Annotated in this window: 21 protein-coding genes; 1 reads left to right on the top strand and 20 read right to left on the bottom strand. The window is 48.2% G+C overall.

Annotation, left to right across the window (positions count from 1 at the left end):
- Positions 1-4: 4 nt before the first annotated feature.
- From pfkB to A0126_RS05295, 5 genes are all read right to left on the bottom strand, one after another.
- Positions 5-925, bottom strand: a complete 921-nt coding sequence (gene pfkB, locus A0126_RS05315) for a 1-phosphofructokinase (protein WP_088836729.1) — start codon at positions 923-925, stop codon at positions 5-7.
- A complete protein-coding gene (locus A0126_RS05310; RefSeq protein ID WP_029333224.1) occupies positions 922-1668 on the bottom strand; it encodes a DeoR/GlpR family DNA-binding transcription regulator in 747 nt (248 codons plus the stop codon). Before A0126_RS05310 ends, pfkB begins: the two co-directional genes overlap by 4 nt.
- 247 nt (positions 1669-1915) lie before the next feature.
- Positions 1916-2743: a fumarylacetoacetate hydrolase family protein gene (locus A0126_RS05305; RefSeq protein WP_088836728.1), complete on the bottom strand. Its 828-nt coding sequence runs from the start codon at positions 2741-2743 to the stop codon at positions 1916-1918.
- A gap of 87 nt (positions 2744-2830) precedes the next feature.
- On the bottom strand, positions 2831-4276 hold the full coding sequence (locus tag A0126_RS05300; RefSeq protein WP_029333221.1) for a SulP family inorganic anion transporter: 1446 nt from the start codon (positions 4274-4276) through the stop codon (positions 2831-2833).
- A 65-nt stretch (positions 4277-4341) separates the two neighbouring features.
- Positions 4342-5250, bottom strand: a complete 909-nt coding sequence (locus A0126_RS05295) for a TetR/AcrR family transcriptional regulator (RefSeq protein ID WP_088836727.1) — start codon at positions 5248-5250, stop codon at positions 4342-4344.
- A 179-nt stretch (positions 5251-5429) separates the two neighbouring features.
- On the opposite strand from A0126_RS05295, the gene A0126_RS05290 reads away from it, so the two are divergent.
- The gene (locus tag A0126_RS05290; RefSeq protein ID WP_088836726.1) at positions 5430-6902 is read left to right on the top strand and encodes a DHA2 family efflux MFS transporter permease subunit; all 1473 of its coding nucleotides are present in this window, start codon (positions 5430-5432) and stop codon (positions 6900-6902) included.
- 113 nt (positions 6903-7015) lie between these two features.
- Here A0126_RS05290 and nrdG read toward each other — a convergent pair whose 3' ends face one another.
- From nrdG to A0126_RS05220, 15 genes are all read right to left on the bottom strand, one after another.
- Positions 7016-7486, bottom strand: coding sequence for an anaerobic ribonucleoside-triphosphate reductase activating protein (nrdG, locus tag A0126_RS05285; RefSeq protein ID WP_088836725.1), 471 nt, complete (start codon positions 7484-7486; stop codon positions 7016-7018).
- Positions 7458-9293, bottom strand: coding sequence for an anaerobic ribonucleoside triphosphate reductase (locus A0126_RS05280; RefSeq protein WP_088836724.1), 1836 nt, complete (start codon positions 9291-9293; stop codon positions 7458-7460). The genes nrdG and A0126_RS05280 overlap by 29 nt, the downstream gene beginning before the upstream one ends.
- A gap of 138 nt (positions 9294-9431) precedes the next feature.
- On the bottom strand, positions 9432-9572 hold the full coding sequence (locus tag A0126_RS19105) for a hypothetical protein (protein WP_157898465.1): 141 nt from the start codon (positions 9570-9572) through the stop codon (positions 9432-9434).
- 190 nt (positions 9573-9762) lie between these two features.
- Positions 9763-10935, bottom strand: a complete 1173-nt coding sequence (tnpB, locus tag A0126_RS05275) for an IS200/IS605 family element RNA-guided endonuclease TnpB (protein ID WP_088836723.1) — start codon at positions 10933-10935, stop codon at positions 9763-9765.
- Positions 10936-10995: 60 nt separating this feature from the next.
- On the bottom strand, positions 10996-11196 hold the full coding sequence (locus A0126_RS05270; RefSeq protein WP_088836722.1) for an NUDIX hydrolase: 201 nt from the start codon (positions 11194-11196) through the stop codon (positions 10996-10998).
- Between the two features lie 118 nt (positions 11197-11314).
- Entirely contained in the window at positions 11315-13339 is a 2025-nt protein-coding gene (locus A0126_RS05265) for an ATP-binding protein (RefSeq protein WP_088836721.1), read from the bottom strand.
- Positions 13340-13435: 96 nt separating this feature from the next.
- Positions 13436-13981 carry an AAA family ATPase gene (locus A0126_RS05260; RefSeq protein WP_088836720.1) on the bottom strand — a complete coding sequence of 182 codons (546 nt, stop codon included), beginning with the start codon at positions 13979-13981 and terminating at the stop codon, positions 13436-13438.
- A gap of 89 nt (positions 13982-14070) precedes the next feature.
- On the bottom strand, positions 14071-14751 hold the full coding sequence (locus tag A0126_RS05255; RefSeq protein ID WP_088836719.1) for an LrgB family protein: 681 nt from the start codon (positions 14749-14751) through the stop codon (positions 14071-14073).
- On the bottom strand, positions 14744-15133 hold the full coding sequence (locus A0126_RS05250; protein WP_088836718.1) for a CidA/LrgA family protein: 390 nt from the start codon (positions 15131-15133) through the stop codon (positions 14744-14746). Before A0126_RS05250 ends, A0126_RS05255 begins: the two co-directional genes overlap by 8 nt.
- A 476-nt stretch (positions 15134-15609) precedes the next feature.
- Complete coding sequence (mutL, locus tag A0126_RS05245; protein ID WP_088836717.1) at positions 15610-17424, bottom strand: DNA mismatch repair endonuclease MutL; 1815 nt, start codon at positions 17422-17424, stop codon at positions 15610-15612.
- Between the two features lie 11 nt (positions 17425-17435).
- Entirely contained in the window at positions 17436-19970 is a 2535-nt protein-coding gene (mutS, locus tag A0126_RS05240) for a DNA mismatch repair protein MutS (RefSeq protein WP_088836716.1), read from the bottom strand.
- A gap of 64 nt (positions 19971-20034) precedes the next feature.
- A complete protein-coding gene (locus A0126_RS05235; protein WP_029333202.1) occupies positions 20035-20472 on the bottom strand; it encodes a YlbF/YmcA family competence regulator in 438 nt (145 codons plus the stop codon).
- Positions 20473-20584: 112 nt separating this feature from the next.
- On the bottom strand, positions 20585-21406 hold the full coding sequence (locus tag A0126_RS05230) for a DNA-3-methyladenine glycosylase family protein (protein ID WP_088836715.1): 822 nt from the start codon (positions 21404-21406) through the stop codon (positions 20585-20587).
- A 13-nt stretch (positions 21407-21419) separates the two neighbouring features.
- A complete protein-coding gene (locus A0126_RS05225) occupies positions 21420-22691 on the bottom strand; it encodes a DUF445 domain-containing protein (RefSeq protein WP_088836714.1) in 1272 nt (423 codons plus the stop codon).
- Positions 22692-22814: 123 nt separating this feature from the next.
- Positions 22815-23102 carry a hypothetical protein gene (locus A0126_RS05220; protein ID WP_029333199.1) on the bottom strand — a complete coding sequence of 96 codons (288 nt, stop codon included), beginning with the start codon at positions 23100-23102 and terminating at the stop codon, positions 22815-22817.
- Between the last annotated feature and the right edge of the window lie 69 nt (positions 23103-23171).

Here is a 23171-nt window from a genome sequence, read left to right as displayed (position 1 = left end):
TTTATTATGATTGAATGAGTTCAACGACTTCGACATCGGTCAATAACCGTTCGATGTCTGCTTTTGTACATAATCCGAACGAATACGCGGAAGCACTTCCTGTCGTCACGGCGTACCGGAATGCTTCTTCCGGCGGACGTCCGAGTGCATGACTGGCAACGAACCCTGCGACGAGTGAATCCCCTGCTCCGACCGAGTTGACGAGTTTTCCTTTTGGCGTATTCGCCGTGTAAGCCCCTTGCTTGTTGACGAGCAATGCCCCGTCACCTGCAAAGGAAATAATGACGTTTTCCGCTCCTCGTTCGACAAGCTGTTGGGCGTACGGGACGGCCATTTCTTTTGATGTGATATCGACATCAAAGATTTCCCCGAGTTCGTGATGATTCGGTTTAATCATGAATGGACCGAGCGGCAGCACTTCGAGCATTGCTTCTTTAGTTGTATCGACGGCAAATTTAACACCGCGTTCATTTAATAAGAGTGCAATTTTTTTGTATAAATCATGTGGAAGACTGCTTGGGATACTTCCGGCGAAGACGACGATGTCACCTGACTGCATTGTTTCGAATGTTGCGAGCAGCGTCTCTAGTTCTGCATCCTGAATAACTGGACCTGCTGCATTTAGTTCCGATTCTTGATCGGCACGAATTTTAACGTTAATCCGGGTTTCGTCAGCAATTGGTGTGAAAGCTGTCAGTACGCCTTGTTTTTCAAGTTCACTTCGAATGAATTGTCCCGTACTTCCGCCTAAAAAACCGAGTGCTTCTGTCTCGACGTCATAATTTTTTAAGACGAGTGAAACGTTGATTCCTTTTCCACCTGCTACTTTTTCTGCTTGTTCGACACGATTGACTTGTCCTGCCTCAAATACCGGTAACGATACGTAATAATCGATTGATGGGTTGAGTGTCAGTGTATAAATCATTTCGCGTTCACCACCTCTGTATATTGACTGTATTTCGCTGTTTGTTCGTTCGATGCCATCGTGATAATCGTCGCCGCACGAAGTGGTGCAACGCGACTAAAACTGATTTCATCCAACTTGGTTTCGTCGACCAACACATACGATTTTTTCGCTAACTCAATCGCTGTCTTCTTTACGAGTGCCTCTTCCGGATCTGGTGTCGTAAACCCTTGCGTCGGATGAACGCCGTTCATCCCAAGAAATGCGACATCAAAGTGGTAAATCAACATTCCTTCACGTGCATTGTAGCCGACCAGTGCTTGCGTCGAATGCTTGAGTTGCCCTCCGACGACGAACGTCGGGATACGGTGGTAGAGTAACGTATTCGCAAGAGGAAGACTGTTCGTCACGACCGTAATCGCCTTCTGTTCGAGATAAGGAACGATGGCAAGCGTCGTCGTTCCAGCATCGAGATAGACATACATGCCGTCTTCGATTAAATCAGCCGCCGCTCGGGCAATTTGATTTTTCTCATCGACGAAACGATCTGTTTTCTCGACATAACTCGGCTCATCAATCTGCAGATGGTTTGCCGTCGCTCCCCCGTGAACACGGCGTAAGTGACCAGCAGTTTCCAGTTGTGATAAATCGCGACGGATGGTCGATTCACTAGCTCCCGTCCGTTCGACGATCGTCTGCATTTTGACGACTTCTTCTCGAGCGAGTAGCTCAAGAATCAGCTGATGGCGTTTTTTCGTTAACATTGGTTTCCCTCCGCATCTTTAATATAAAGCGTTTACATTTAAAAATCAACCAAAAACGTTCATTTTTTTATTTATTTCTCTAAAAAACATTCATTTTACGACTTTATTCGACAGTAATGTCGATTTAATACTAATTATACATCAAAAACGGTCACAATATGACGGTTTACACAAAAAAACCGTTCAACGAGTGAACGGTTTATAAAGACAGGTAAATCAGCCTTTCAACTTCAGTTAGGTTTGTGCTTTATGCCTTGACTTCATTGCGAAGGTGACCGATTCCTTCAATCGAAACATCGACGATATCCCCTGTCTGTAAGTATACTGGGGGTTTCATCCCATGACCGACGCCAGCTGGTGTCCCTGTCGCAATGATATCTCCTGCTTCGAGTGTCATCCCGCGCGAGACTTCCGTCAAAATCGTCACGATGTCACGAATCATCAACTTCGTCGAACCGGATTGACGCACTTGCCCGTTGACACGCGTCTCGACCAAGACGTCAGTCGGATCAAACGTATCCTTCGTGACGATAACGGGACCGAATGGACAAAAACCATCAAGCGACTTCCCGCGGAAAAACTGGACGTGTTCTTTTTGAAGGTCACGCGCCGTCACATCATTGACGATGCTGTAGCCAAAAACGTGGTCCAGTGCATTTTCAGGTGTCAAATCACGCCCCGTCGTCCCGATGATGATGGCGAGTTCGCCTTCATAGTCCAGCTGATCCGTTAAATCAGCATGGCGTTCAATGGAATCGAACGGCCCGACGATTGCACTCGGCGCCTTCGTGAACAATACAAATTTCCCTGCCCCTGCCGTATCCATTTCTTTAATATGGTCGGCATAATTTTTACCGACACAAATGACGTTACGCATCGGAACGTACGGCGCGAGCAAGCGGACATCTTCTGTAATCAATGGTGCGATGTCTAAATCAACATCCATCTCAAACCCCCGTGTGATGACTTCGAGCAATGAATCCGTATAGGCTTGTGTCGTCACGTCATACCGGTGTCCGTCCGACTCCACACCAATCCGTTCCCGTCCTTCTTGTTCAAATCGAAACCATTTCATGAAAACTCCCCCTTTTTTCTTAGTATACCGTTCACCCGGTCATGTATACAAAAAAACCGTCAAGATTTTCATCCTGACGGTCCTTCATTATGCAATCCGGTGCGCTAACCGATCGATTAATGCTTGTGATTCTTCATTTAATGCAACGAGTTCTACTTTCGTCCCTGCTGCCTGATATTTCAAGACAACCGTTTCAATTGCTTCCGTCGCGGAATCATCAAATAAATGGGCGTTCGTAAAGTCAATGACGACTTGTTTCATTTGTGCATCGGCTACGATATCAAACTGTTCAGTAAATGTCGTCGTCGAGGCAAAGAAAATCGGTCCATTGATTTGATACGTGACTTGATCGTTTTCAACACGACGTGTCATGTTGATGCGCGAAATTTTTGACGCAAAGAGAATCGCTGCAAGCAAGATTCCGACGAGTACCCCCATCGATAAATCATCCGTCAAGACCGTCACGATGACTGTCGCGAGCATGACAGCAGAGTCACTTTTCGGTGAATTCTTCAACATTTTGAATGAACCCCAATCAAAGGTCGCATACGATACAAAGAACATGACACCGACGAGTGCCCCCATCGGAATCGTCATTAATAAGTCATTCATCGTGACCATCAGCAGCATCAAGAATGCTCCTGCTGTAAAGGTCGATAGACGACCACGTCCACCTGATGTGACATTGATGACCGATTGACCGATCATCGCACAGCCCGGCATCCCGCCAAAGAATCCAGCAACGATGTTTGCGATTCCTTGTCCACGTGATTCCGTCGCCTTGTTTGATGTCGTATCCGTCATCTCATCAACGATTCGTGCCGTCAAGAGTGACTCGATCAAACCAACGAAAGCGAGTGATAAGGCATACGGGAAAATGATTTGTAACGTCTCGAGTGAAAACGGAACGTTCGGTAAGAAAAAGCTCGGTAGTGACGCAGAAATTTGTCCCATATCACCGATGACGCGCGTATCAAGTGAAAAGACGACCGTCAAAATCGTCATAATCGTGATCGCGACGAGTGGTGCCGGCAGTACTTTTGTAAAGCGCGGGAAAATTAAGATGATGGCGAGCGACGCTGCGACCATTGCGTACATGATCCAGTTTTGTCCTTCGAACTGCGGCAGTTGTGCCGAAAAAATTAAAATCGCTAACGCGTTAACGAAACCAACCATGACGGAACGCGGAATGAAGCGAAGTAATTTCGCAACGCCTAAAAAACCGAGCACGATTTGAATGACCCCGGCGAGAATCCCGGCAGCGAGTAAATAGTCGACGCCATGATCTTTGACGAGTTGGACGACGACGAGTGCCATCGCACCTGTCGCAGCTGAAATCATTCCCGGTCGACCACCGGCGATTGAGATGATGATCGCAATAATGACGGAAGCATACAGCCCGACCATCGGGTTAACGCCAGCAATCAAGGAAAAGGCGATTGCTTCCGGAACGAGTGCCAAGGCGACGACGATTCCAGATAGAATGTCTGTTTTAGGTTGCAGCAGCCATTCCTTTCTCCATTGTGAAAACATATAATTCCTCATTTCTTTTTTTGTCTATTTCCTATCATAGTACCTTTTTGGGACGCAAACAAGACTCATTGTGATTTTGTCCGGATCATCACGATTTCATCGACCATTTCTTTATACGTCGCCATGATGTCCTGTCCACAGAAGATTGGATCCTCGTCGAGCGTATCGAGGGCACGACGGAGGAGATGAATTTTTGGTTTTTTTCGTTCGAGCAGTTCTTCATAGACAAAATCAAGCACTTCGTTATGTGCTTCCCTTGAAGCGTCTGAAATCGCCGACAAGCCAATCAACCGTTTCATGTGTTCATTTGTTTTTACGAACAGTTCTTTCCGGATGACGACCTCATCTTGCGGACGATCGAGCCAAACGGAGAGGAAACGTGGTGGAATCAATTGTTCTTCCGTTCGACTGACGTCGTCGACGAAATGTGTCAACCGATTAAAGACGTAACGGACGACCCGCTCCGGTTGTGTATTTTTTTCCGATTGACGGAAAAAATACATCGCGTATTGGAGCATCCCTGTATAAAGGACGGCGAAGTCAAGCAAGTATGGTGCTTTTTCCTCGCCAAACAAATCACGCATCCGGTGATAGGTCCATTCGATTTCAAGTAATCGGTTCTTTTCCATGAACGCCTTCAGTTCTTTTTCGTTCGAAGCGACAGCTTCTTCAAACAAGGTATAGAGCTTATATTTTTGCATCAGTTCAAGGTAACAGTTACCTTGTTGGATGAATGTCTCATAATCCGACACGTCGCGTCCGACCAAAATGTCTTTTCGAACATTACGCATTTTTTCAAAGACGACGTTAAATACGTCGATGAACAATTCGTTTTTCGATGAAAAGTAGTTATAGAACGTCCCTTTCGAGACATTACTATGCTCGAGAATATCTTGAATCGATGTGGACTGGTATCCCTTTTCAACGAACAGACGATATGCAGCATCCAGGAGTTGTTTCTTTTTTGGGTTCATTTTCTAATCCCTCTTCTAGTAAAAGATCTTTTTGAGTACATTCGATTTTACCTCAATCTTTTTTATTTTAGTGTATAAAGCAAATAATTTGTAATGTTTTGCTTCAGGCGGTAAGATAGCTAAGTTGTAGAATTGAAGTATAACAAATTAGACACGTAGTATAAAAGGAGCATAACGAAATGCAATCAACCAAGCAATCATCTCGACTTTATCTTATTTTAGCTGTCCTCATGGCAGGCGCGTTCGTTGCCGTCCTCAACTCGACGCTATTAAATATCGCCTTACCTTCCATTATGGTTTCGCTCGATATTCAAACCAGTACGGCCCAGTGGCTGACAACGGGCTATATGCTCGTCAACGGCATCATGATTCCGACGTCTGCCTTTCTCGTCCAAAAGTTCTCAACCCGCCAGCTGTTTCTAACGGCGATGAGCTTATTTACGATTGGAACCATCGTTGCGGGTCAAACGGAGCTCTTCCCCGTCTTACTCGGTTCACGGATGTTACAAGCATCTGGTTCTGCTATCATGATGCCATTATTAATGAACGTCTTGATCACCGGCTTCCCAATCGAGAAACGCGGACAAGCGATGGGGATTTTCGGACTCGTCATCACATTTGCACCGGCAATCGGTCCGACCCTGTCCGGTTGGGTCCTTGAGCATTACGAATGGCCGATGCTGTTCCACATCGTGACACCGATTGCTGCACTTGTTCTTGTTCTTGGTTTCTTCTTACTAAAAAAAGAAGTCGTCACAAGCAGTTTACGCATCGATCGCCTGTCACTCGTGTTGTCCAGTTTTGGATTCGGTGGGTTGTTGTATGGATTCAGTTCAGCCGGTTCAGCCGGTTGGGGATCATTCGCTGTCATCGGCTCCTTAACAGTCGGCGTCATCAGTCTCGTCTCATTCATTATACGACAATTACGTCTCGACGAACCGATGCTTGAATTCCGGATTTTTAAATATCCGATGTTTGCTTTATCACAAGGGATTTCGATGGTCCTTAACATGTCGATGTTCTCGGCGATGATCTTGATGCCGATTTATGTCCAAACGATTCGCGGGATTTCCCCGTTCCACTCTGGACTCTTGATGTTACCCGGTGCACTCGTCATGGCGTTTATGTCTCCGATCACAGGTCGTTTGTTTGACCGGTTCGGTGCCCGGGTGCTTGCCATCATCGGATTGTCGTTGACAGTCTTAACAACGTTCTTCTTCAGTCGTTTGACGGCAGATACAGCGTATTCGTTCCTCGTCATCATGTACACATTACGTTTCCTCGGAATCTCAATGGTGATGATGCCCGTCATGACGAACGGTCTCAATCATATTCCACAACATTTGACACCACATGGTACGGCACTCAACAATACGTTATCGCAAGTATCAGGAGCAATCGGTTCCGGCTTACTCATTTCCGTCATGACATCACGGACAGCGAGTTACGCAACGGATCTTGCTGCGAACGCAACGCCGACGACAGCACCGAAAACGATCATGACGCAAGCAATGGTCGAAGGGATTAATGATACGTTTTTCATCGCGACATTGCTCGCCTTGTTCGCCTTAATCCTTTCGTTCTTCATTAAAAAGCGTCCATCGGAAACATTAACGGTCGTCGAAACGGTCGCCGAAAAAAAATATGCGTAACGGTAGCTTTCGCTTCCTTCCGTTATGAATGAAAAGAATAGACATGAAAACGCCGATGACTCCGGATGAAACATGGGAGCATCGGCGTTTTTTTGTTGTCTGCAGTCCGTCCGCTATCTGTTCTTGATATACTCCTCAATCTGTTTGGCGAAGAGAATCCGCTGGTTCGTACTGCCACGGATGGCAAGGCTCGTATCATGGAGCTGCTCCATGTAGGGTCCGTCAATCAAACAATCCACCTGCCGTAAGATTCGACACGCGCGTTCATCTTTAACTAAGTCTTCAATCCGATACCCGGTGAACAAATAAATCTCATAGTCCGGTCGCAATACCAGGACGAGCTGTTCAAGTGCTTCGATTTGAGCGAACGGTTCACCCCCCGACAGCGTAATCCGTTTTGATCCGATTTCCTCGACCCGCTTGATGACGTCAGGAGTCGAGTAGGTTGCACCTGCTGCAAGCGACCACGACGATGGATTATGACAGCCTCGGCACCGATGTGGACAACCGGCGAAAAAGATGACCGTCCGTAAGCCGGGACCATCGACGACCGAATCAGCGACGATGGATAGCAGTCGTACCATGGTAGACCCGGTCCTGTTCTTCCGCCCGTTTGGCTTCATTCCAGCGTGCCATCGTCCCGACGAGATATCCCGTAATCCGCCGAATCCGTTCAATGTCTTCTCCGCCACAGACCGGACACGTCTGCTCGATTGTCTGTTCCGTCCGACAGGTCAAACAACGATCGATTGGATGATTGATTGAGCCATAGCCAATGCCTTCTGCCACCATCATCCGGACGATATCCTCGACGGCTTGCGGATTTTCTGCGAGCGCTCCATCCGTCTCGACATAGGTGATATGTCCTCCGTTACAAAGGGCATGAAACGGCGCTTCGAGGCGAATCTTTTGACGCATCGTTACAGCTGCCGTCACTGGAAGATGGAACGAGTTCGTATAGTAGGTTTTATCCGTCACACCGGCAATCAAACCAAACTTTGCGACATCATGCGCCGTGAATTTTCCAGACAATCCTTCCGCCGGTGTCGCAATCAGTGAAAAATTCAATCCCGTCTCATCCCCGAATTGATCGACAACGTTACGCATCGTCTGAATCAACGCCCGGCCGATGTTATGGGCAATCGCTGAATCGCCGTGATCATGTCCCGTCAAAACGACGAGCGCTTCCGCGAGACCAATGAATCCGACCGAAAGCGTCCCGTGACGCAGGACCGGCTCAACGCGATCGGTCGGTTGAAGCGTCTCCCCGTCGCGCCAGACGTGTTGATAAAGAAACTGAAATTCTTCCGCCCGTCGATTCGCTTGGTACTGATAACGCTCGAGCAGCTGTTCGCAAGCAAGTTTCGTATAATCAGTCAATGTCGCAAACATATGATCGACCGTTTGACTCGTCAAGGCGAGACGAACGAGGTTCACACTCGTAAACGACAGATTTCCCCGCCCCGTCACGGAAGCTTCTCCTTGACGATTTTCGAAAACACGCGTCCGGCAACCCATGTAGGCAACTTCTTCTGTTGTCTTGCTGACGTTGAACGGGGCATCTAAAAATGCAAAGTTCGGAAACAACCGTTTTCCCGTGACTTTTGTCGCAAGCTGAAATAAATCGTAATTCGGATCACCCGGATTTAACGTCACACCTGCTTTGACTTTAAAAATCTGAATCGGAAAGATGGGCGTTTCCCCTTTTCCGAGACCTGCCAGTGTCGCTTCAAGTAAGGCTTTTGTTAGCATTCGACCGTAAAACGACGTATCCGTCCCGTAATTAATCGAGATGAATGGGACTTGTCCGCCACCGCGTGAATGCATTGAATTCGTATTATGAATAAAGGCTTCGCATGCTTGATAGGTGATTTCGTATGCTTCTTGGCGCGCATATCTCGCACGACGTGCCTTCGACCAGCTCGGAGCAATCTGATTAATTTTCTTCATTTGACGTTCGTATGTTTTTTCGACGAACGGCGCTAAGTCAAAGTCAAACGTCGGAAAGGCTTGCCCACCATGTTGCATGTTTTGATTGGCCTGCATGATGATTGCAGCGAGGGCAAGGGCGGAGCGGATATCTTTCGCCGGACGAATCGACCCATGACTCATCTGAAACCCGTTCGTCAGCAAGCGTCCTAATGGAATTTGCGCGCAGGTCGTCGTTCCCGTGACATAGTAGTCAGCGTCATGGATATAGAGGATGTTGTCCGCTAACGCTTGTTTGACGATCGGCGTCACGAGCAAGTCTTCCATCATCGCCCGCGCTGCCGCACTCGCAATCCGGTTCAACTTCGCAAGTGGTACTTTCCCATCGATGTTGGCATTTTCTTGGACATGATTAGTCGTCGGTTCCTCAATCACTTGTTGGTATAAGGTGTTCACTTCCATTACCATCACTCCCTAAATGTCGCTTTTTTTCTGTCTGTACGACTACTATATCTAGGAAGAATCTTCATCAGCAATCCCTGCATACTTTTGATTTTTTGCAAGGAAACGGACTCATTTTTCACGAAATGGTTGTAGAATTTAAGTATTCTTCAGCTCCAGGCACGCTTTTCGAACTTCCAGAGCGCTATGATGATTCTCACGACCGTCGAGCCACTCCGTCAAAAAAAGAACATCTTCCGAATACATGTGTTCGATTGTCTCGAGTTCAGCACGCGGCATCCACGCCACCTGTTCAATCGTTTCGTCCGGGTCGTTGATTCCTTGACTGTCACCGATTCGGATGACTTCAAAATATGTCGTTTCAACTTGAATCGTTTGGATGACGGTCTGTTTCTTGAACTACCTCCACCTAGGCTTCGCTCAGAGGTGGAGGATTCCTGAGTTATCCGACCTAACGGTCGAAAATTGATCAGGCTAACCCCGTCGTCCCGACGGTTGAAGAAGCTAAGAGGCGTTCAGCTTCTTGTTTGAGGTTCAGTCCTGCGTTCACATCACGGTCGTGGTGGATCCCGCAACTCGGGCATGTCCATTCACGCAAACCAAGATGTTTCACGTCTTTGTGTTGATGTCCGCAACGGGAGCACAGTTGACTAGAGGCGAAGGTCTTTCCGACTTTCACGACGGTCTTTCCGTACCATTCCGCCTTGTATTCGAGCATGCGGAAGAACTCCGACCAACTGACATCAGAGATGGACTTGCTCAATTTGCGGTTCTTCTGTAAGTTTTTCACTTGCAAGGTCTCGATGCCGATGACGTCGTGTTTTTTGACGATCTCGGTCGATACCTTGTGCAGGAAATCGGATCGCTTGTTTGCGATCTTCTCGTGGATGCGGGCGACCTTCCGCTTCTGCTTCTGATAGTTCTTCGCCTCGGAAAGTGTTACTTTCTTGTCCAAGGCCAACCGTTGACGACGAGAGAGTTTACGTTGTTCACGTGTCAGCTTTTTCTCAAGCGAACGGAAGTAACGGTCGTTCTTGTATACCGTGCCATCCGACAGGATGGCGAAGTGCTTCAATCCGACATCGACGCCGACGGATGAGTCCGTCTTCGGCATTTCGTTGCTCTCCTGCTCGACGAGCAGGGAGACAAAGTATTTACCTGAAGCGTTCCGCCGGATGGTCGCGTTCAAGATGCGTCCTACGACCTGCCTCGAGTTGGCGAAACGCACCCACTTCAGCTTTGGAATTTTGATTTTGGCGCCGACGATCGAGACTTCTGGAAGTTGAGACTTGCCCTGAATGTTCGTCTTATACGATTGAACAGGGTTGCGCTTTGACTTGAAGCGGGGTCGTTCGTTCTGCTTCTTGAAGAAGCGGTCAAAGGCATCAGCAAGATGTTTGACGCTCGTCTGAACAGACGTGCTATCGACTTCCTTCAGCCAGTCGAACGCCTGCTTCAACATCGGAATTTCTTTCGAGCAAGACGCGTAGGACAGTCCTTTCCCTGTCGCTTTATACGTCTCATCCCACTTCGCCAAGAAGTGATTGAAGACGAAGCGCGAACAACCGATTGTCTTCGCAATCAGGATTTCCTGCTCTTTTGTCGGGTATATTCTGAATTTGTAGGCCTTGTGTGTCAGCATGATGTTCACCTCCTTACAAAGAGTATACCCGAAAGAGAGGGTGGCGATTCATCGCCTAATTTAGATAAATAGGTTCTGTTTAACCTTTACGGGATACCCGGTCTCTTCCATGACTTCCCGCACACAGCATTCGCCTGCCGTCTCTCCCGGCTCGATTCCACCGGACGGGACGGCCCACGCCTCAGAACCATAACTTTTGACCATCAATACTTGATTTTCCTCATTGACACAAACTGCTGCTGCACCGTACCATTCTCGCATCGTTTAATCCCCTTTCAGCTACTCGTTTCTGTTTAGTCATTCGCGATGACCTTAAACATCCCCTACAAAAAAACTGCCGCTCCAACAAAATGAATTGTTGAAGAGACAGGTAGCCTGCTTACTTTTTAGTTGCGTTCGGTAACATGACTTTAAAGAGTGCCCCGTCGCCTAAGACGGACTCGACTTCAATCGTTCCGTCATGCTCGCGGACGATTTCTTTACAAATCGACAATCCGAGTCCCGTTCCGCCAATTTTACGACTATCCGAGTTGTCGACGCGATAAAACTTACTAAACAGGTGCGGCGTCGAACTGACAGGAATCCCGACACCAAAATCACGGACACTCAGTTCGATGTTTGCATCATGCTCGAGTAAACCAATGATGATATCACCGCCGTCCGGCGAGTACTTCACGGCATTGTTTAATAAATTACCGAGGAGTTGCTTCATGCTGTTGCGATCGGCTTCTACTAGGAATGTCTGCCCTTGATCCGCATCGAGTTGAAGGTTGTGCCGTTCCGTCGTCGCCTGATGAAACTGAATTTGCTCTTTGACGACATCGAGGAGATTAAATACCTCTTTCTCGTATGACTGCTTGCCTGATTCCATTCGTTGTACATTCAAGAAATCACTGACGAGATCAGTCAGGCGTTTTGATTCGTCATGAATTGTCTGTAAATACCGTTTACTCCGATCCGGACCTAAATCCCGTTTTAACATCAGCTCGGTAAAACCATAAATGGACGATAAGGGTGTCCGTAGTTCATGCGAGACCGTTGAAACGAGTTCGGACTTCATTCGGTCGACTTCTGTTTCAGGCGTTACATCCCGGAAGACGAGGATTGTCCCGATTGGTTGTCCCTCATGAACGATTCCTTCAGCATAGACTTGAATAAAGTATGTGCCGTCGTCAATCGATAAAGAAAACATGTCTGTCGGAATCTGACCAGCGAGGACCTTCTCGAAATACATTGCGAATGCCTCTCGTTGATCCATCTGTTCGAACATCGTCTCGGGATTCACTTCAAGAAACGTCGTCATATCTGTTTCTTCCTCAATCTGAAGCGACTGGAAGATTTCAAACAATGCTCGGTTACCGAGTATCACTCGTTCTTCATATTTGACGTATAATATCGCTTCTCGGACAGAATTTAACAGTTGCGCCGTTTCAGCCCGCTCATAGTCCATCTGTTCATATAACGTCATCCGCATCCGTGAAATCGCAATCTGTTTTGCGAACGATGCCAGTTCGGTGATGTCATGTTCCGTGAACGCTTCATCAAATCGTGCTAAATAAAGGCAAGCAATCAATTCATCTTTTGCCGGGTCCATGATTGGAATGACCGCTTCATGAATGTAGTACGGGTAACCTAGCAACCGATCTTCGGTCACTTGCTTCGTCGATTGTGCACTTTCTTTTGAGACCATGACCCGTTTCAACAGTAACGATTCCGTTTTTAAGCTCTCTTGCTGCTCATCGGTCATCTCTTTTGGTACAACCGACGTAATCTCATTATTCTTGATGAACAGTAATGCCCCGAACTCCGTTTTCGTCAAACGGACAATCGTACTGATGACGGAAGAAAAATCAAATAAACTTTCTTTGGAAGCCAATGTCTCAATCAATTCATTCCGATCTTTCAAGTGCAATTCATTCGATCGTGTTGCCGTCAAAGACTGTTCGAGTTCTCTTTGCTTACCGGTCAAATCATCTTGTTTTTGTTCGAGCTCCTGATTTTGTCGTGATAGATCGGTATGTTGGGACGAAATTGAATCGGCCATTTCGTAAAAGGAGTCAGTTAATTGACCGACTTCGTTATTCGATTGGCGGTCATATTCTAAGGAAATCGACTTCCCTTCTGCAAGACGGTGACTTTTCTTCGTCAGCTCTTGCAACTGTTCCGTCAACCGATTGATGATCGGTCTGACGATGAACACAAGACACAAAATGAAAATCAGTAAGTTCAAAAACCAGAACCATTGTGTTTTCTCTAATTGGTCGAGTACTTGACGTTTCGTCTGACTTGCTGCGCCGTCGATATATAGGTAGCTCGCAAATGACGTCAATGCCCCAATCGCGAATACCCCATAAAAAATCGCCATCAGTTGTCTTCCTATCTTTTCGGTCATCCAGTTTCTCATAAAAAAATCCCCCTACTTATCTTCAAAAAATACAGGGATGTCTTTAACCCATCTCGTACCTCCCTGTTAATTCCCTGAATTCGGGTGAATCAATCATCAAAAGAGACGTTTACGACATGGCGGTGCTACATGCAGGTCACAACTTAGCGCAATCGCATCAACTACCCCTTGCTTCGTCAGTCGATCAGTCTGGATGTGTTGATTGAAAAGCGGATCAGTCAATGCTTGAATGCGGGCATCTGCTTGCTGCCCTCCCCAGGAATCCGGTCGTTCAAATCGTCGAAGTAAACGTCGTTTCACGGTAGAGCTAGAGGCCATTAACGAAACATGATGGACCAGGTGCCCCCGGCGTCTTAATTCACCAACGATCTCATCAAAATATGTCGGGTTCGTCACCGTCATCGGTACAATGACCGTCCGATTGCCGGATTGATTGCTTCGTTCGAGAATCACCCGCGTCAGTTCCCGCCACAACGGTTCATCTTGAAAATCGCTATACGTGCGTGTCGACGGTAATTGTTCTCTCAACAACTGACCGACTGATTCCGGATCGAAGATATCAGATCCCGGTATTCTTTTTTGTAATCCCTTAGCCGCCGTCATTTTTCCTACTCCAAATGTCCCGTTAATCCAGATAATCATGATTTCCCCGTCTCCCCTTTTCCTTGCATGATGTACATACGAAAAAGCCGTCCCGCCGGTTTCAACCGTCGGACAGCTTTACAGAAATATTAATAAATAAACTGAATGATGAAAGGTGCCAGGACACTCGCAAAAATCGCTGTCAAGACCATCGTCAGCAATCCGACCGCACCCTCCCGCTGGTCGAGTGTCATCGATTTTGTTGCACCCATGACATGGGCAATCGAAGCCAGTCCGACACCCCGACTGACGAAGTGACGAATCTTTAATCCCGTCATCAAGCGTGGACCGACAAGTGAACCGACGAGCCCTGTCATCAGGACGAACGTCGCGGTTAAGGTCGCCGTTCCACCCGAACGCTCAGAAATCGACAAGGCGACGGGCAACGTGACGGATTTCGGGAGCAGTGCCAGATTCGTCGTTCGTCCGAGATGTAACAACAGTCCGAACAGGATATCTGACGTCAAGGCGATGCTCGTCCCGATGACGACCCCTAGCCCGATTTCCGGCAAGAAACGCCGAACGTGGTGACGGACCGTGTAGAGTGGAATTGCGAAGGCGGTGATGGCAGGACCGAGCATTTTCGTCAAATACTGTCCGCCAGTCATATAGGTCGCGTGGGATACACCCGTCAATGATAAAATCAAAATCATTGTTGCCGTCACGGTCAAAATCGGTAACGTCCAGACTCGTGGATACCGCCGATACCCGGCAAATCCAATCAAAAAGATAACAATCGTCAGAATCAACCAAAATAGTGCCTTAATCACGTGGCGTCACCCCATCTTTTCGATGAGCAAGCCGATCGACGATGTAGGCAGAACCGACGAGCGTCAGCAAGCTACTCATGATGACGATCAATACGATCTGTAAGCCGTTCTGGCGTAAGAATACCGCATAGTCCATGATTCCCGACAATGCCGGAACGAAGAACAACGGCATGATGAGCAGCAACAGCCGGCCGCCCCGTTCAACGTGTTTGACTTGGACGACCTTTGCCTTGAGCGCTAAATAGAGCAACAAAAGTCCGACGATATTCCCCGGTAACGCTAAGTCAAAGCTTTTACTGATCAGTTCACCGATTGTCGCAAAACAAGTGATCAGGATCACTTGCCCAATCAATGAAAGAAGTGTGCGCATTTTTGTAGACATAATTCCTTTTCCCCTTGTATAAACCGAATTCACTGTTCATTATCCGCTTCTGTTTGTGAACAATCAATGAAATGAGTCAATTTGTTTGATGTAATCGTTCTCACACGAATTGAAAGGATACTTCTTGATACAGTACAGCTTTAAGCATCAAGAACTGTTGTTGAACAGACGAACGTGTATGAAGCGATTCAAGACGAAACACGCTCTAAAATGTCTTTTTTTCGGTGTAATCCCAAAAAGCTTTGCTTTTGCGTTGACTCCTACGGGAAAAAGCGCGTTTTTACGCGCTGATAAGAGGCGGGCAAGCAACGAAAAACAGAAGCTATGATTGTCAAAGACTACGTTTCCTATACTTTGAGACTGTGCGTAAGTGGATGGACCATGACACACGAAACGCCGATAATCCCGTTTTTCATACGGAATCATCGGCGTTTTTTAGGCGTATTCTTTTCGTTTGCGAGAGGTAAATACTCTTCTCACATCACGCGTTTAAACAATTTCTCCAGTTCATATGTCGTCCATTCGATGATGACCGGTCGGCCGTGTGGACACGTGAACGGCATCTCGGTTTGTGACAGGTCGACGATTAACCGTCGCATCATCTCTTCATTCAACGGATGATTGGCTTTGATGGATTTTTTGCAGGCCATCATGATCGCCGCATCTTCCCGGTACTGTTCGATATCGACTTTTTGTTTTACCAACGCTTCATCCATCAGTTCTTGAATCGTCTCTTCCTGCCGGTGCGAGGGAAACCAGGTCGGCACTTCACGGACGATAAAGCTTTGTGGTCCAAACGCCTCCAGCTCAATTCCGACTTCCAGCAGTAACGGTAATGCTTCTTCCATCCGCTTCATGTCGTCAGATGAAACTTCGAACGTGTACGGCAATAACAGTTGCTGTTGTTGCTCGAGCGGACGACCAAACATCACTTTGTACGTTTCATACTTGATGCGCTCCTGGGCAGCATGTTGATCAATCAAATACATCCCGTCCTCGCCGGAACAGACGATATAGGACGAGTGCAGTTGACCGATGACATCGAGATGGGGAAACTTCGGTCGAGTGTCCTCCGTTTGGCCAGCGTTCTCTATTACTTCTTCCCGTTGCTCCCCTCCGAAACTGACTGCTTGTTCAGATTGTTGCCCTTCTGTCTCATGAACCGCTTCGCGTTTTGGAATCGGGTAATTCCAGACTGCACGCGACGACGTATCTTCAACCGAATCGACGCTATACGAGAAGTCGAGTCGTTCCTGAGCACTCGGGTCTTTTTTAGGTTTTGGTTTCGTCACTTGCGGAATCAACGTCTCGCGACTGAGTGTCATTCGAATCGTCTCTTGAATCAATTGACATAGCTCCGCTTCCTTCGACAAACGGACCTCCCGTTTTGCCGGGTGGACGTTGACATCAATCAATAGCGGGTCCATCGTCACCTCGATGACGGCAATCGGAAAACGACCGATCGGCAGTAACGTATGATAACCATTCAGGACAGCTTGCGACAAAGCAAAGTTTTTGACCGACCGCCCATTTAAAATCAAGGTGATGTAGTTTTTCGATGCCCGTGTGACTTCGGGTTTAACGAGATGACACGTCAATTGATAGTCCGCATTCGATGCTGTCGCAACAAGTGTCCCTTGAATCGTCTGATGCCCGTAGACGCTCGCTAAAGCTTGCCGGACGTCTCCGGAGCCATTCGTCTGGATCAACACTTTCCCTTCATGGACGGCACGGAACTTGACCTCCGGGTGGGCGAACGCCATCCGGTTCAAGACATCGGTGATTGCCGCAAGCTCCGTATGTGTCGTCTTCAAATACTTCAGGCGGGCTGGTGTATTGAAGAATAAGTGTTCAACGGTCAGTTCTGTTCCGCGGTTCATCGCGCTAGCCGAACGATCGAGTAACTTTCCGTATTCGAGAATCAATTGGACCCCTTCTTGATCGGCTCGTTTCGTCTTCAGCGTGACTTTACTGACGGACGCAATCGAGGCCAATGCCTCGCCCCGAAAACCGAGTGTCTTGATCCGGAACAAATCGTGTTCATCCTTAATCTTACTCGTCGCGTGACGAACGAAAGCGAGTTCCGCATCTTCCGGATAAAACCCGTGTCCGTTATCGCGAATCGTCATCCGTTTCATCCCTGCTTCTTCAAGTTCGACATCGACTTGTGTCGCTCCGGCATCGAGTGCATTTTCGACGAGCTCCTTGACGACGGAAGCCGGTCGCTCGACGACTTCTCCCGCCGCGATCCGGTTTGCTAACGAATCCGATAATTCACGAATGATGCCCATCCCTTATCTCCTCACTTTCTGGCTTCTGCTTGCAACCGATACAACGTATTGAGTGCATCGAGCGGTGTCATGTTAATTAAGTCGAGTGTCGCAATCGTTTCCTTGACAGGGTCCGGTTCTGCGAACAGGCTCATCTGATCGATTGGTGCCTCGAGTACTGGCGGCGTGACGTCGACCGGTGGTTTGACGCTTTGATCAGCTTGTTCGAACTCAGACAATAGCACTTCTGCCCGCGAAATCAAGGTTTCCGGTAAATCTGCGAGACGGGCAACATGAATCCCGTAGGATTGATCAGCTTTCCCGTCCCGGACTTCATGCAGGAATACTACCCGCCCGTTTTGTTCGACGGCGCGGACGTGGACGTTCGCAAGCTTCGCAATCGTTTCCTCGAGCACCGTCAACTCATGGTAGTGGGTCGAGAAAAGCGTTTTTGCGCCGACCGAATCGGCAATGTGCTCGACAATCGCTTGGGCGAGGGCCATTCCGTCATACGTTGACGTGCCCCGACCAATTTCATCCAGCAAGATGAGTGACCGATCCGTCGCTCGTGCCAATGCCTCTTGTGTCTCGACCATCTCGACCATGAACGTCGATTGTCCACTGACTAAATCATCTGCTGCCCCGATCCGGGTGAAGATTTGATCGAAGACGGGAAGTTCTGCCCGCGACGCCGGAACGAACGAACCGATTTGGTGGAGTAAGGCAATCAAGGCGAACTGACGCATGTAGGTTGATTTACCAGACATGTTCGGTCCCGTGATCAATAACATTTCCCGCGCTTCGTCTAATGCAATCCCGTTTGCGACGTATTCACCACGCGGTAAGACCGTTTCGATTACCGGGTGACGGCCGTCTTCAATCGCTACGCTTCGACCATTCGTCGTCACCGGACGGACGTAATCGTGCGTTTCGGCGATTTCCGCGAGCGCGACGAGGACATCGAGTTCCGCAATCCGGCGGCTGACCCGTTGCAAACTCTCAATGTGTGTTTTGACTTGGTCACGGACACCACAGAAGAGTTCATATTCCATCGTGATACTTTTTTCTTCCGCGCCGAGAATCAAGGCCTCTTTTTCTTTCAGTTCCGGCGTAATGTAACGCTCGGCATTCGCAAGCGTCTGTTTTCGTTCATAGCGTCCTTCCGGGAGCAGCTTGGCGTTGGCGCGTGATACTTCAATGTAATAACCGAACACACGGTTGTAGCCGATTTTTAACGTTTTAATACCCGTCGCCTGCCGTTCACTCGCTTCGAGTGTCGCAAGCCACGTCTTCCCGTCTTTTGAAGCGGTCAGCAATTCATCGAGCTCGGCGTTAAAGCCGGTCCGGATCATACCGCCGTCCTTCGTTGAAATTGGTGGGGCTTCGACAAATGCCGCATCAAGTAACGCCGTTAACTCGTCATGCGGATCTAGTCCAAGCGCCAATTGACCGAGACGCTGGCTGAGCAGTTCTTCGAGCGCTGCCTGTATCCGTGGAATTAACCGTAATGTCGTTTTCAGCTGGACGAGATCACGGGCAGAAGCTGTTCCGTAGCCGACTTTCGCGACGAGTCGCTCGAGGTCGTAGACTTCCTTTAACGTATCTTTCAACTGTTGACGCTCAAAGTAGTGTCCCAGCAGTTCTTCGACCGCATCAAGCCGCTCCGTAATCGTCTGTTCCGACAAGAGTGGTTTTTCAAGCCAACGCTTAAGCATCCGGCCCCCCATCGCGGTTCCCGTAATGTCGAGTAATCCAAGCAACGAACCCTTTTTGTCGCCTGTTCGTGCTGACCGGACGAGTTCAAGGTTTTTGACCGTATTCGGCTCGAGCTGCATGAAATCTGTCGCTTCATAGACGAGCGCCGGTTGCAGGTGCGACAAGGCACGTTTTTGTGTATCATGCATGTAGGCATAGAGGACAGCGAACGCATCCGCTTGTGCCGCGTCGATCGCCCGGTCACCATGCGGATGACTTTCGCGACGCGTGCTTTCCGTCAACGGGATCCGTAACGACTGTAATGCTGCCGCATGCTCCGGATTCGTCACGACGATTTCCCGGGGCAAGATGATACTCAGTTCCTTGATGACAGCGTCGAGCGAAGTAACACTCGTCAAGGCACTCTCGCCTGTCGAGACGTCCCCGCGGGCAATTCCGAACCGTCCTTCTTGTTCAGCGATTGCGACGAGGTAACGGTTTTCCTTTTCCGTCAAGGACGACATCAACGTACCCGGCGTGATGACTTGAATGACTTCCCGCTTCACGAGTCCTTTCGTCAACTTCGGATCTTCGACTTGATCACACAACGCGACTTTATATCCCCGTTCAATCAATTGTTCGATGTACCCGTTCGCCGCATGATGCGGAACCCCGCACATCGGAATCGGATGTTCCGCATTCTTACCATTCTTCGCCGTCAACGTCAGCTCCAGTTCATGGGCAACTTGTTTTGCGTCGTCAAAAAACAATTCGTAAAAATCACCCAATCGGTAAAATAAAAAGGCATCCGGATAATCCGCCTTAATTGAAAAATATTGTTTCATCATTGGTGTGTTGTGTACTGCTTCCATCTTTCCACCTCATTCGTAGAAAAAGCCGACGGATTTCCGTCGGCTTCCCCATTCATTTCATTGATTAATAGCCGCAACCGCCGCTTTTGTTTTCAGCTTCCATCCCACTGCCGGTTTTTCCAGCTAAGACATCGCCATCCGTTGCTTCGATGATTTGATCCGTAATCCCGTTCGAAATCGTCACCGTGATGTACTGAAGTAAGCCGTTGACTTCTTCTTGCGACTCTTGGAACTGTTGGACGACCGGCATCTCATCGAGCTCAGCAAATAATTTATCCAGTTTTGCTTCAACACGCGCGAGTGCCTCTGTTTTTCCGTAGTGCTGGCAGTTGACTGCCTCTTTTTGGAGGAACTTGATTTGTTTCATCATCTTTTGGACTTTTTCGTTGCCATTGATGTTTGCCTCTGCCGCTTTAAATCGTTCGACTTCTGACGTTTCAGAAATCATTTTAGCGATTTCGTTTGCTTTTTCGATGATTTGTTCATCTGTATACATACACATTCGTCCCCTCTATGTCGAGCGGTTAGACCGCTACTCGTCGTTTCTACGAACGATGACTCGTTCTGTCGCATTCATTATACCGTTCTCACTAGAGGGTGACAAGAATAGTTCCTTATTCAATCGAACGCCACAATAAGTAAGCAGCGTGACTGCGGTACGGGGCAAATTGTTCAGCGAGAACAATCGCTTCATTGACAGTCGGACGAACGCCATTCAAGCGTTCAAACGCCCGTAAAATCCCGATGTCGGACGCCGGAAATAGATCACTCCGCCCATAGCCGAACATCAACACATTTTGGACTGTCCAGGGACCGACGCCTTTTAAAGCAATCAATTGTTCAGCGATGACCGCATCTTCCGCCTGTCGGAGTTGTTCAAAGTCAAGATTGGCGGTCGCTGCCCGTAACAAATAATCGACTTTACGACCCGATAGTTGCAACGCCCGTAAGTCATCCACCGAAGCACCCGCCAGTTCAGCTTGCGTCGGCGGAAAAACGACGCCGTCGATTGTCGTTCCGAATGTTCGAAAAACCCGGTCCGTCAAGACGCGTGCGAACGACAGATTGATTTGCTGATGGATGATGGAGCGAATCAATGCTGTAAACGGATCAACATCGAGCACAAGCCGTTCCGCGCCAAACGTTTCAACGATCGAAGCAAGCGTCGTCTGCTTTAGTTCGTGCGACGGGTTCGGTTCATCTAAGCGAAACCGTCGACGCATCGCGTCGACCATCGGTTGTTTTGGTCCATCCCCCGCCAACACGATCGTTCGACGATCGTCCGCCCGGATTTGACCAATCCACGGCGCTTCATCGATACGAATTGGAATCCGTAAGGCATCTGCCGATTGTTGCTGTAGCGAATCATTCAACAGGCGGGTCCGGACACCCTCAAAATCATAATCAGACGTCAATTTTACTTCTTGTTGCCACATCAGAAGTCTCCTTTTACGCAAAAAATAGTTTGACTCCACCTAAAATTAAACCGATGAAAAATCCACAAATCGCTCCGTTGACCCGAATCCATTGTAAGTCGTTTCCGACTTTGTCCTCAATCATATGAATCAACGTTTCCGTATCGAACCGGTTCAAGTTCTCACGGACGAGTCCGCCGATCCGCGCATGGTTTTGGTCGACGAACCGGACGAGTTGGTCTTTCATCCAGCGGTCGCTCTCGTCTTTGAACGTCGGATGGTGTTCCCACTCATCAAGCGCCTGGTTCATTAAAGGCAGTGCCCGTTGTTCCCAAAATGCATCTGATATAAAGTACGTCTCTAGCTCTGCGATGCCTGACGTGTAGGCACGATCGAGGATCGGCTCTAAATCAATCCGTTCGATTTCTTGCATCTTCCACGCATCGATTTTCTCTAATCGGACATCATCTTGTGCGAGCTGTGCCAAATTCCGACGGATGTGATCGATGATCGCCAACCGATTTGGATGATGGACGTGTTTCATGTCTTGAATCACACTCAAGAGGACACTTTGGATGACAAGGCTGAGGCGTTCCTCCGAATAGACTTTTTGGACCGTCTTCGCTGTCACCCGTAAGAAGGTATTTTTTTCTTGATCAATCATTGCCTGATAGGCAAGTCGTCCGATTTGATCGCGGATGACGGGGTCTTGCAAGAGTTTTTGTCCGTAACCGAGCAGTTGATCAATCGCCAACTCATCGAGTCGGCGCTCATCGTTCAAATCGATTAAGCGATCGGCTAATTTCTTCGCCGGGTAAGCACGAATCGTTTCAACGATTCGCTCATCGGCCGCCTTGATGATTGATGCCCGTGGAAGCTTTCGTAAAATCCCGATCAATAGTTCCGTCACGGTCGATCGAAACGCCGGGACTAACACAAGTGAACGTAATAATTTGATGAAGCGATCTGCAAGCGTCATGTGGCGTAGCTTTTCGACGATGCTTTCTTTGTTCAATAAATCTTTTTCGAGCATCTGGACAATCGATTCGATGACCCGTTCCCGATTTTTCGGCAGCAAGTTCGTATGTGGAATCTTTAAACCGAGCGGATGACGGAACAGGGCTGTAATCGCGAACCAATCGGCGATTCCACCGACGAGACCGGCCTCAAAACCACTTTGAAGCCAAAAAATCCAAGCATTTTCTTTAAACGGTAGCGACGCGACAAAACCGACTGCCATAAAAATCAACGAGACGGTCGCGAGGCGTCGTGTCGAAGATTTTGGTGTGTTCACCTCGTGTTGCAAAACACTTCCTCCTTTTCATAGAAAGGGATTGATTGAGCGTATAGTTGATTATACGTTACCCCATTCTGATAAGTTTCGACAAGAAAGAGCCCCAGCCTCACCTGACTGGGACTCGTTATGTAATTAAAACGTGTATTCTCCGAATTTTTTGCCGTCCCACGTCGCCGTTGCCGTTGATACGAAATAGACTAATCCGTTTCCGAATGTGTTCTCCATTAAAGAAACAAGCTGTTGTCCGTTCGTTTGTTCGACAAATGCTAACCGAACCTCTTCCTTGCCTTGATAAATTCGTTCATAGACACTCAGTCCTCGGGCATTGATGAACGTTCGTGCCGTTGCAAAAACAATTGGCCCGACTTCCGGACGACGCTCCTGGATGAAGAGTTGACATTTTTCCTCAAAGGGATTCACGCGATTCACTCCTTCTCTCTTTTTATGGTCATGACTACTTACTTCCCGTCTCTCCCTCATCATAATCCT

It is taken from the genome of Exiguobacterium sp. N4-1P (assembly GCF_002214325.1).
The sequence above is the reverse complement of the archived record's forward strand: the minus strand, read 5'-3'. Positions and strand labels throughout refer to the sequence as shown.

Bases quoted from the DNA above. Each gene is read 5' to 3' on its own strand.
- pfkB (WP_088836729.1), bottom strand. From the start codon at position 925: ATGATTTATACACTGACACTCAACCCATCAATCGATTATTACGTATCG.
- A0126_RS05310 (WP_029333224.1), bottom strand. From the start codon at position 1,668: ATGTTAACGAAAAAACGCCATCAGCTGATTCTTGAGCTACTCGCTCGA.
- A0126_RS05305 (WP_088836728.1), bottom strand. From the start codon at position 2,743: ATGAAATGGTTTCGATTTGAACAAGAAGGACGGGAACGGATTGGTGTG.
- A0126_RS05300 (WP_029333221.1), bottom strand. From the start codon at position 4,276: ATGTTTTCACAATGGAGAAAGGAATGGCTGCTGCAACCTAAAACAGAC.
- A0126_RS05295 (WP_088836727.1), bottom strand. From the start codon at position 5,250: ATGAACCCAAAAAAGAAACAACTCCTGGATGCTGCATATCGTCTGTTC.
- A0126_RS05290 (WP_088836726.1), top strand. From the start codon at position 5,430: ATGCAATCAACCAAGCAATCATCTCGACTTTATCTTATTTTAGCTGTC.
- nrdG (WP_088836725.1), bottom strand. From the start codon at position 7,486: ATGGTACGACTGCTATCCATCGTCGCTGATTCGGTCGTCGATGGTCCC.
- A0126_RS05280 (WP_088836724.1), bottom strand. From the start codon at position 9,293: ATGGAAGTGAACACCTTATACCAACAAGTGATTGAGGAACCGACGACT.
- A0126_RS19105 (WP_157898465.1), bottom strand. From the start codon at position 9,572: ATGCCGCGTGCTGAACTCGAGACAATCGAACACATGTATTCGGAAGAT.
- tnpB (WP_088836723.1), bottom strand. From the start codon at position 10,935: ATGCTGACACACAAGGCCTACAAATTCAGAATATACCCGACAAAAGAG.
- A0126_RS05270 (WP_088836722.1), bottom strand. From the start codon at position 11,196: ATGCGAGAATGGTACGGTGCAGCAGCAGTTTGTGTCAATGAGGAAAAT.
- A0126_RS05265 (WP_088836721.1), bottom strand. From the start codon at position 13,339: ATGAGAAACTGGATGACCGAAAAGATAGGAAGACAACTGATGGCGATT.
- A0126_RS05260 (WP_088836720.1), bottom strand. From the start codon at position 13,981: ATGATTATCTGGATTAACGGGACATTTGGAGTAGGAAAAATGACGGCG.
- A0126_RS05250 (WP_088836718.1), bottom strand. From the start codon at position 15,133: ATGTCTACAAAAATGCGCACACTTCTTTCATTGATTGGGCAAGTGATC.
- mutL (WP_088836717.1), bottom strand. From the start codon at position 17,424: ATGGGCATCATTCGTGAATTATCGGATTCGTTAGCAAACCGGATCGCG.
- mutS (WP_088836716.1), bottom strand. From the start codon at position 19,970: ATGGAAGCAGTACACAACACACCAATGATGAAACAATATTTTTCAATT.
- A0126_RS05235 (WP_029333202.1), bottom strand. From the start codon at position 20,472: ATGTGTATGTATACAGATGAACAAATCATCGAAAAAGCAAACGAAATC.
- A0126_RS05230 (WP_088836715.1), bottom strand. From the start codon at position 21,406: ATGTGGCAACAAGAAGTAAAATTGACGTCTGATTATGATTTTGAGGGT.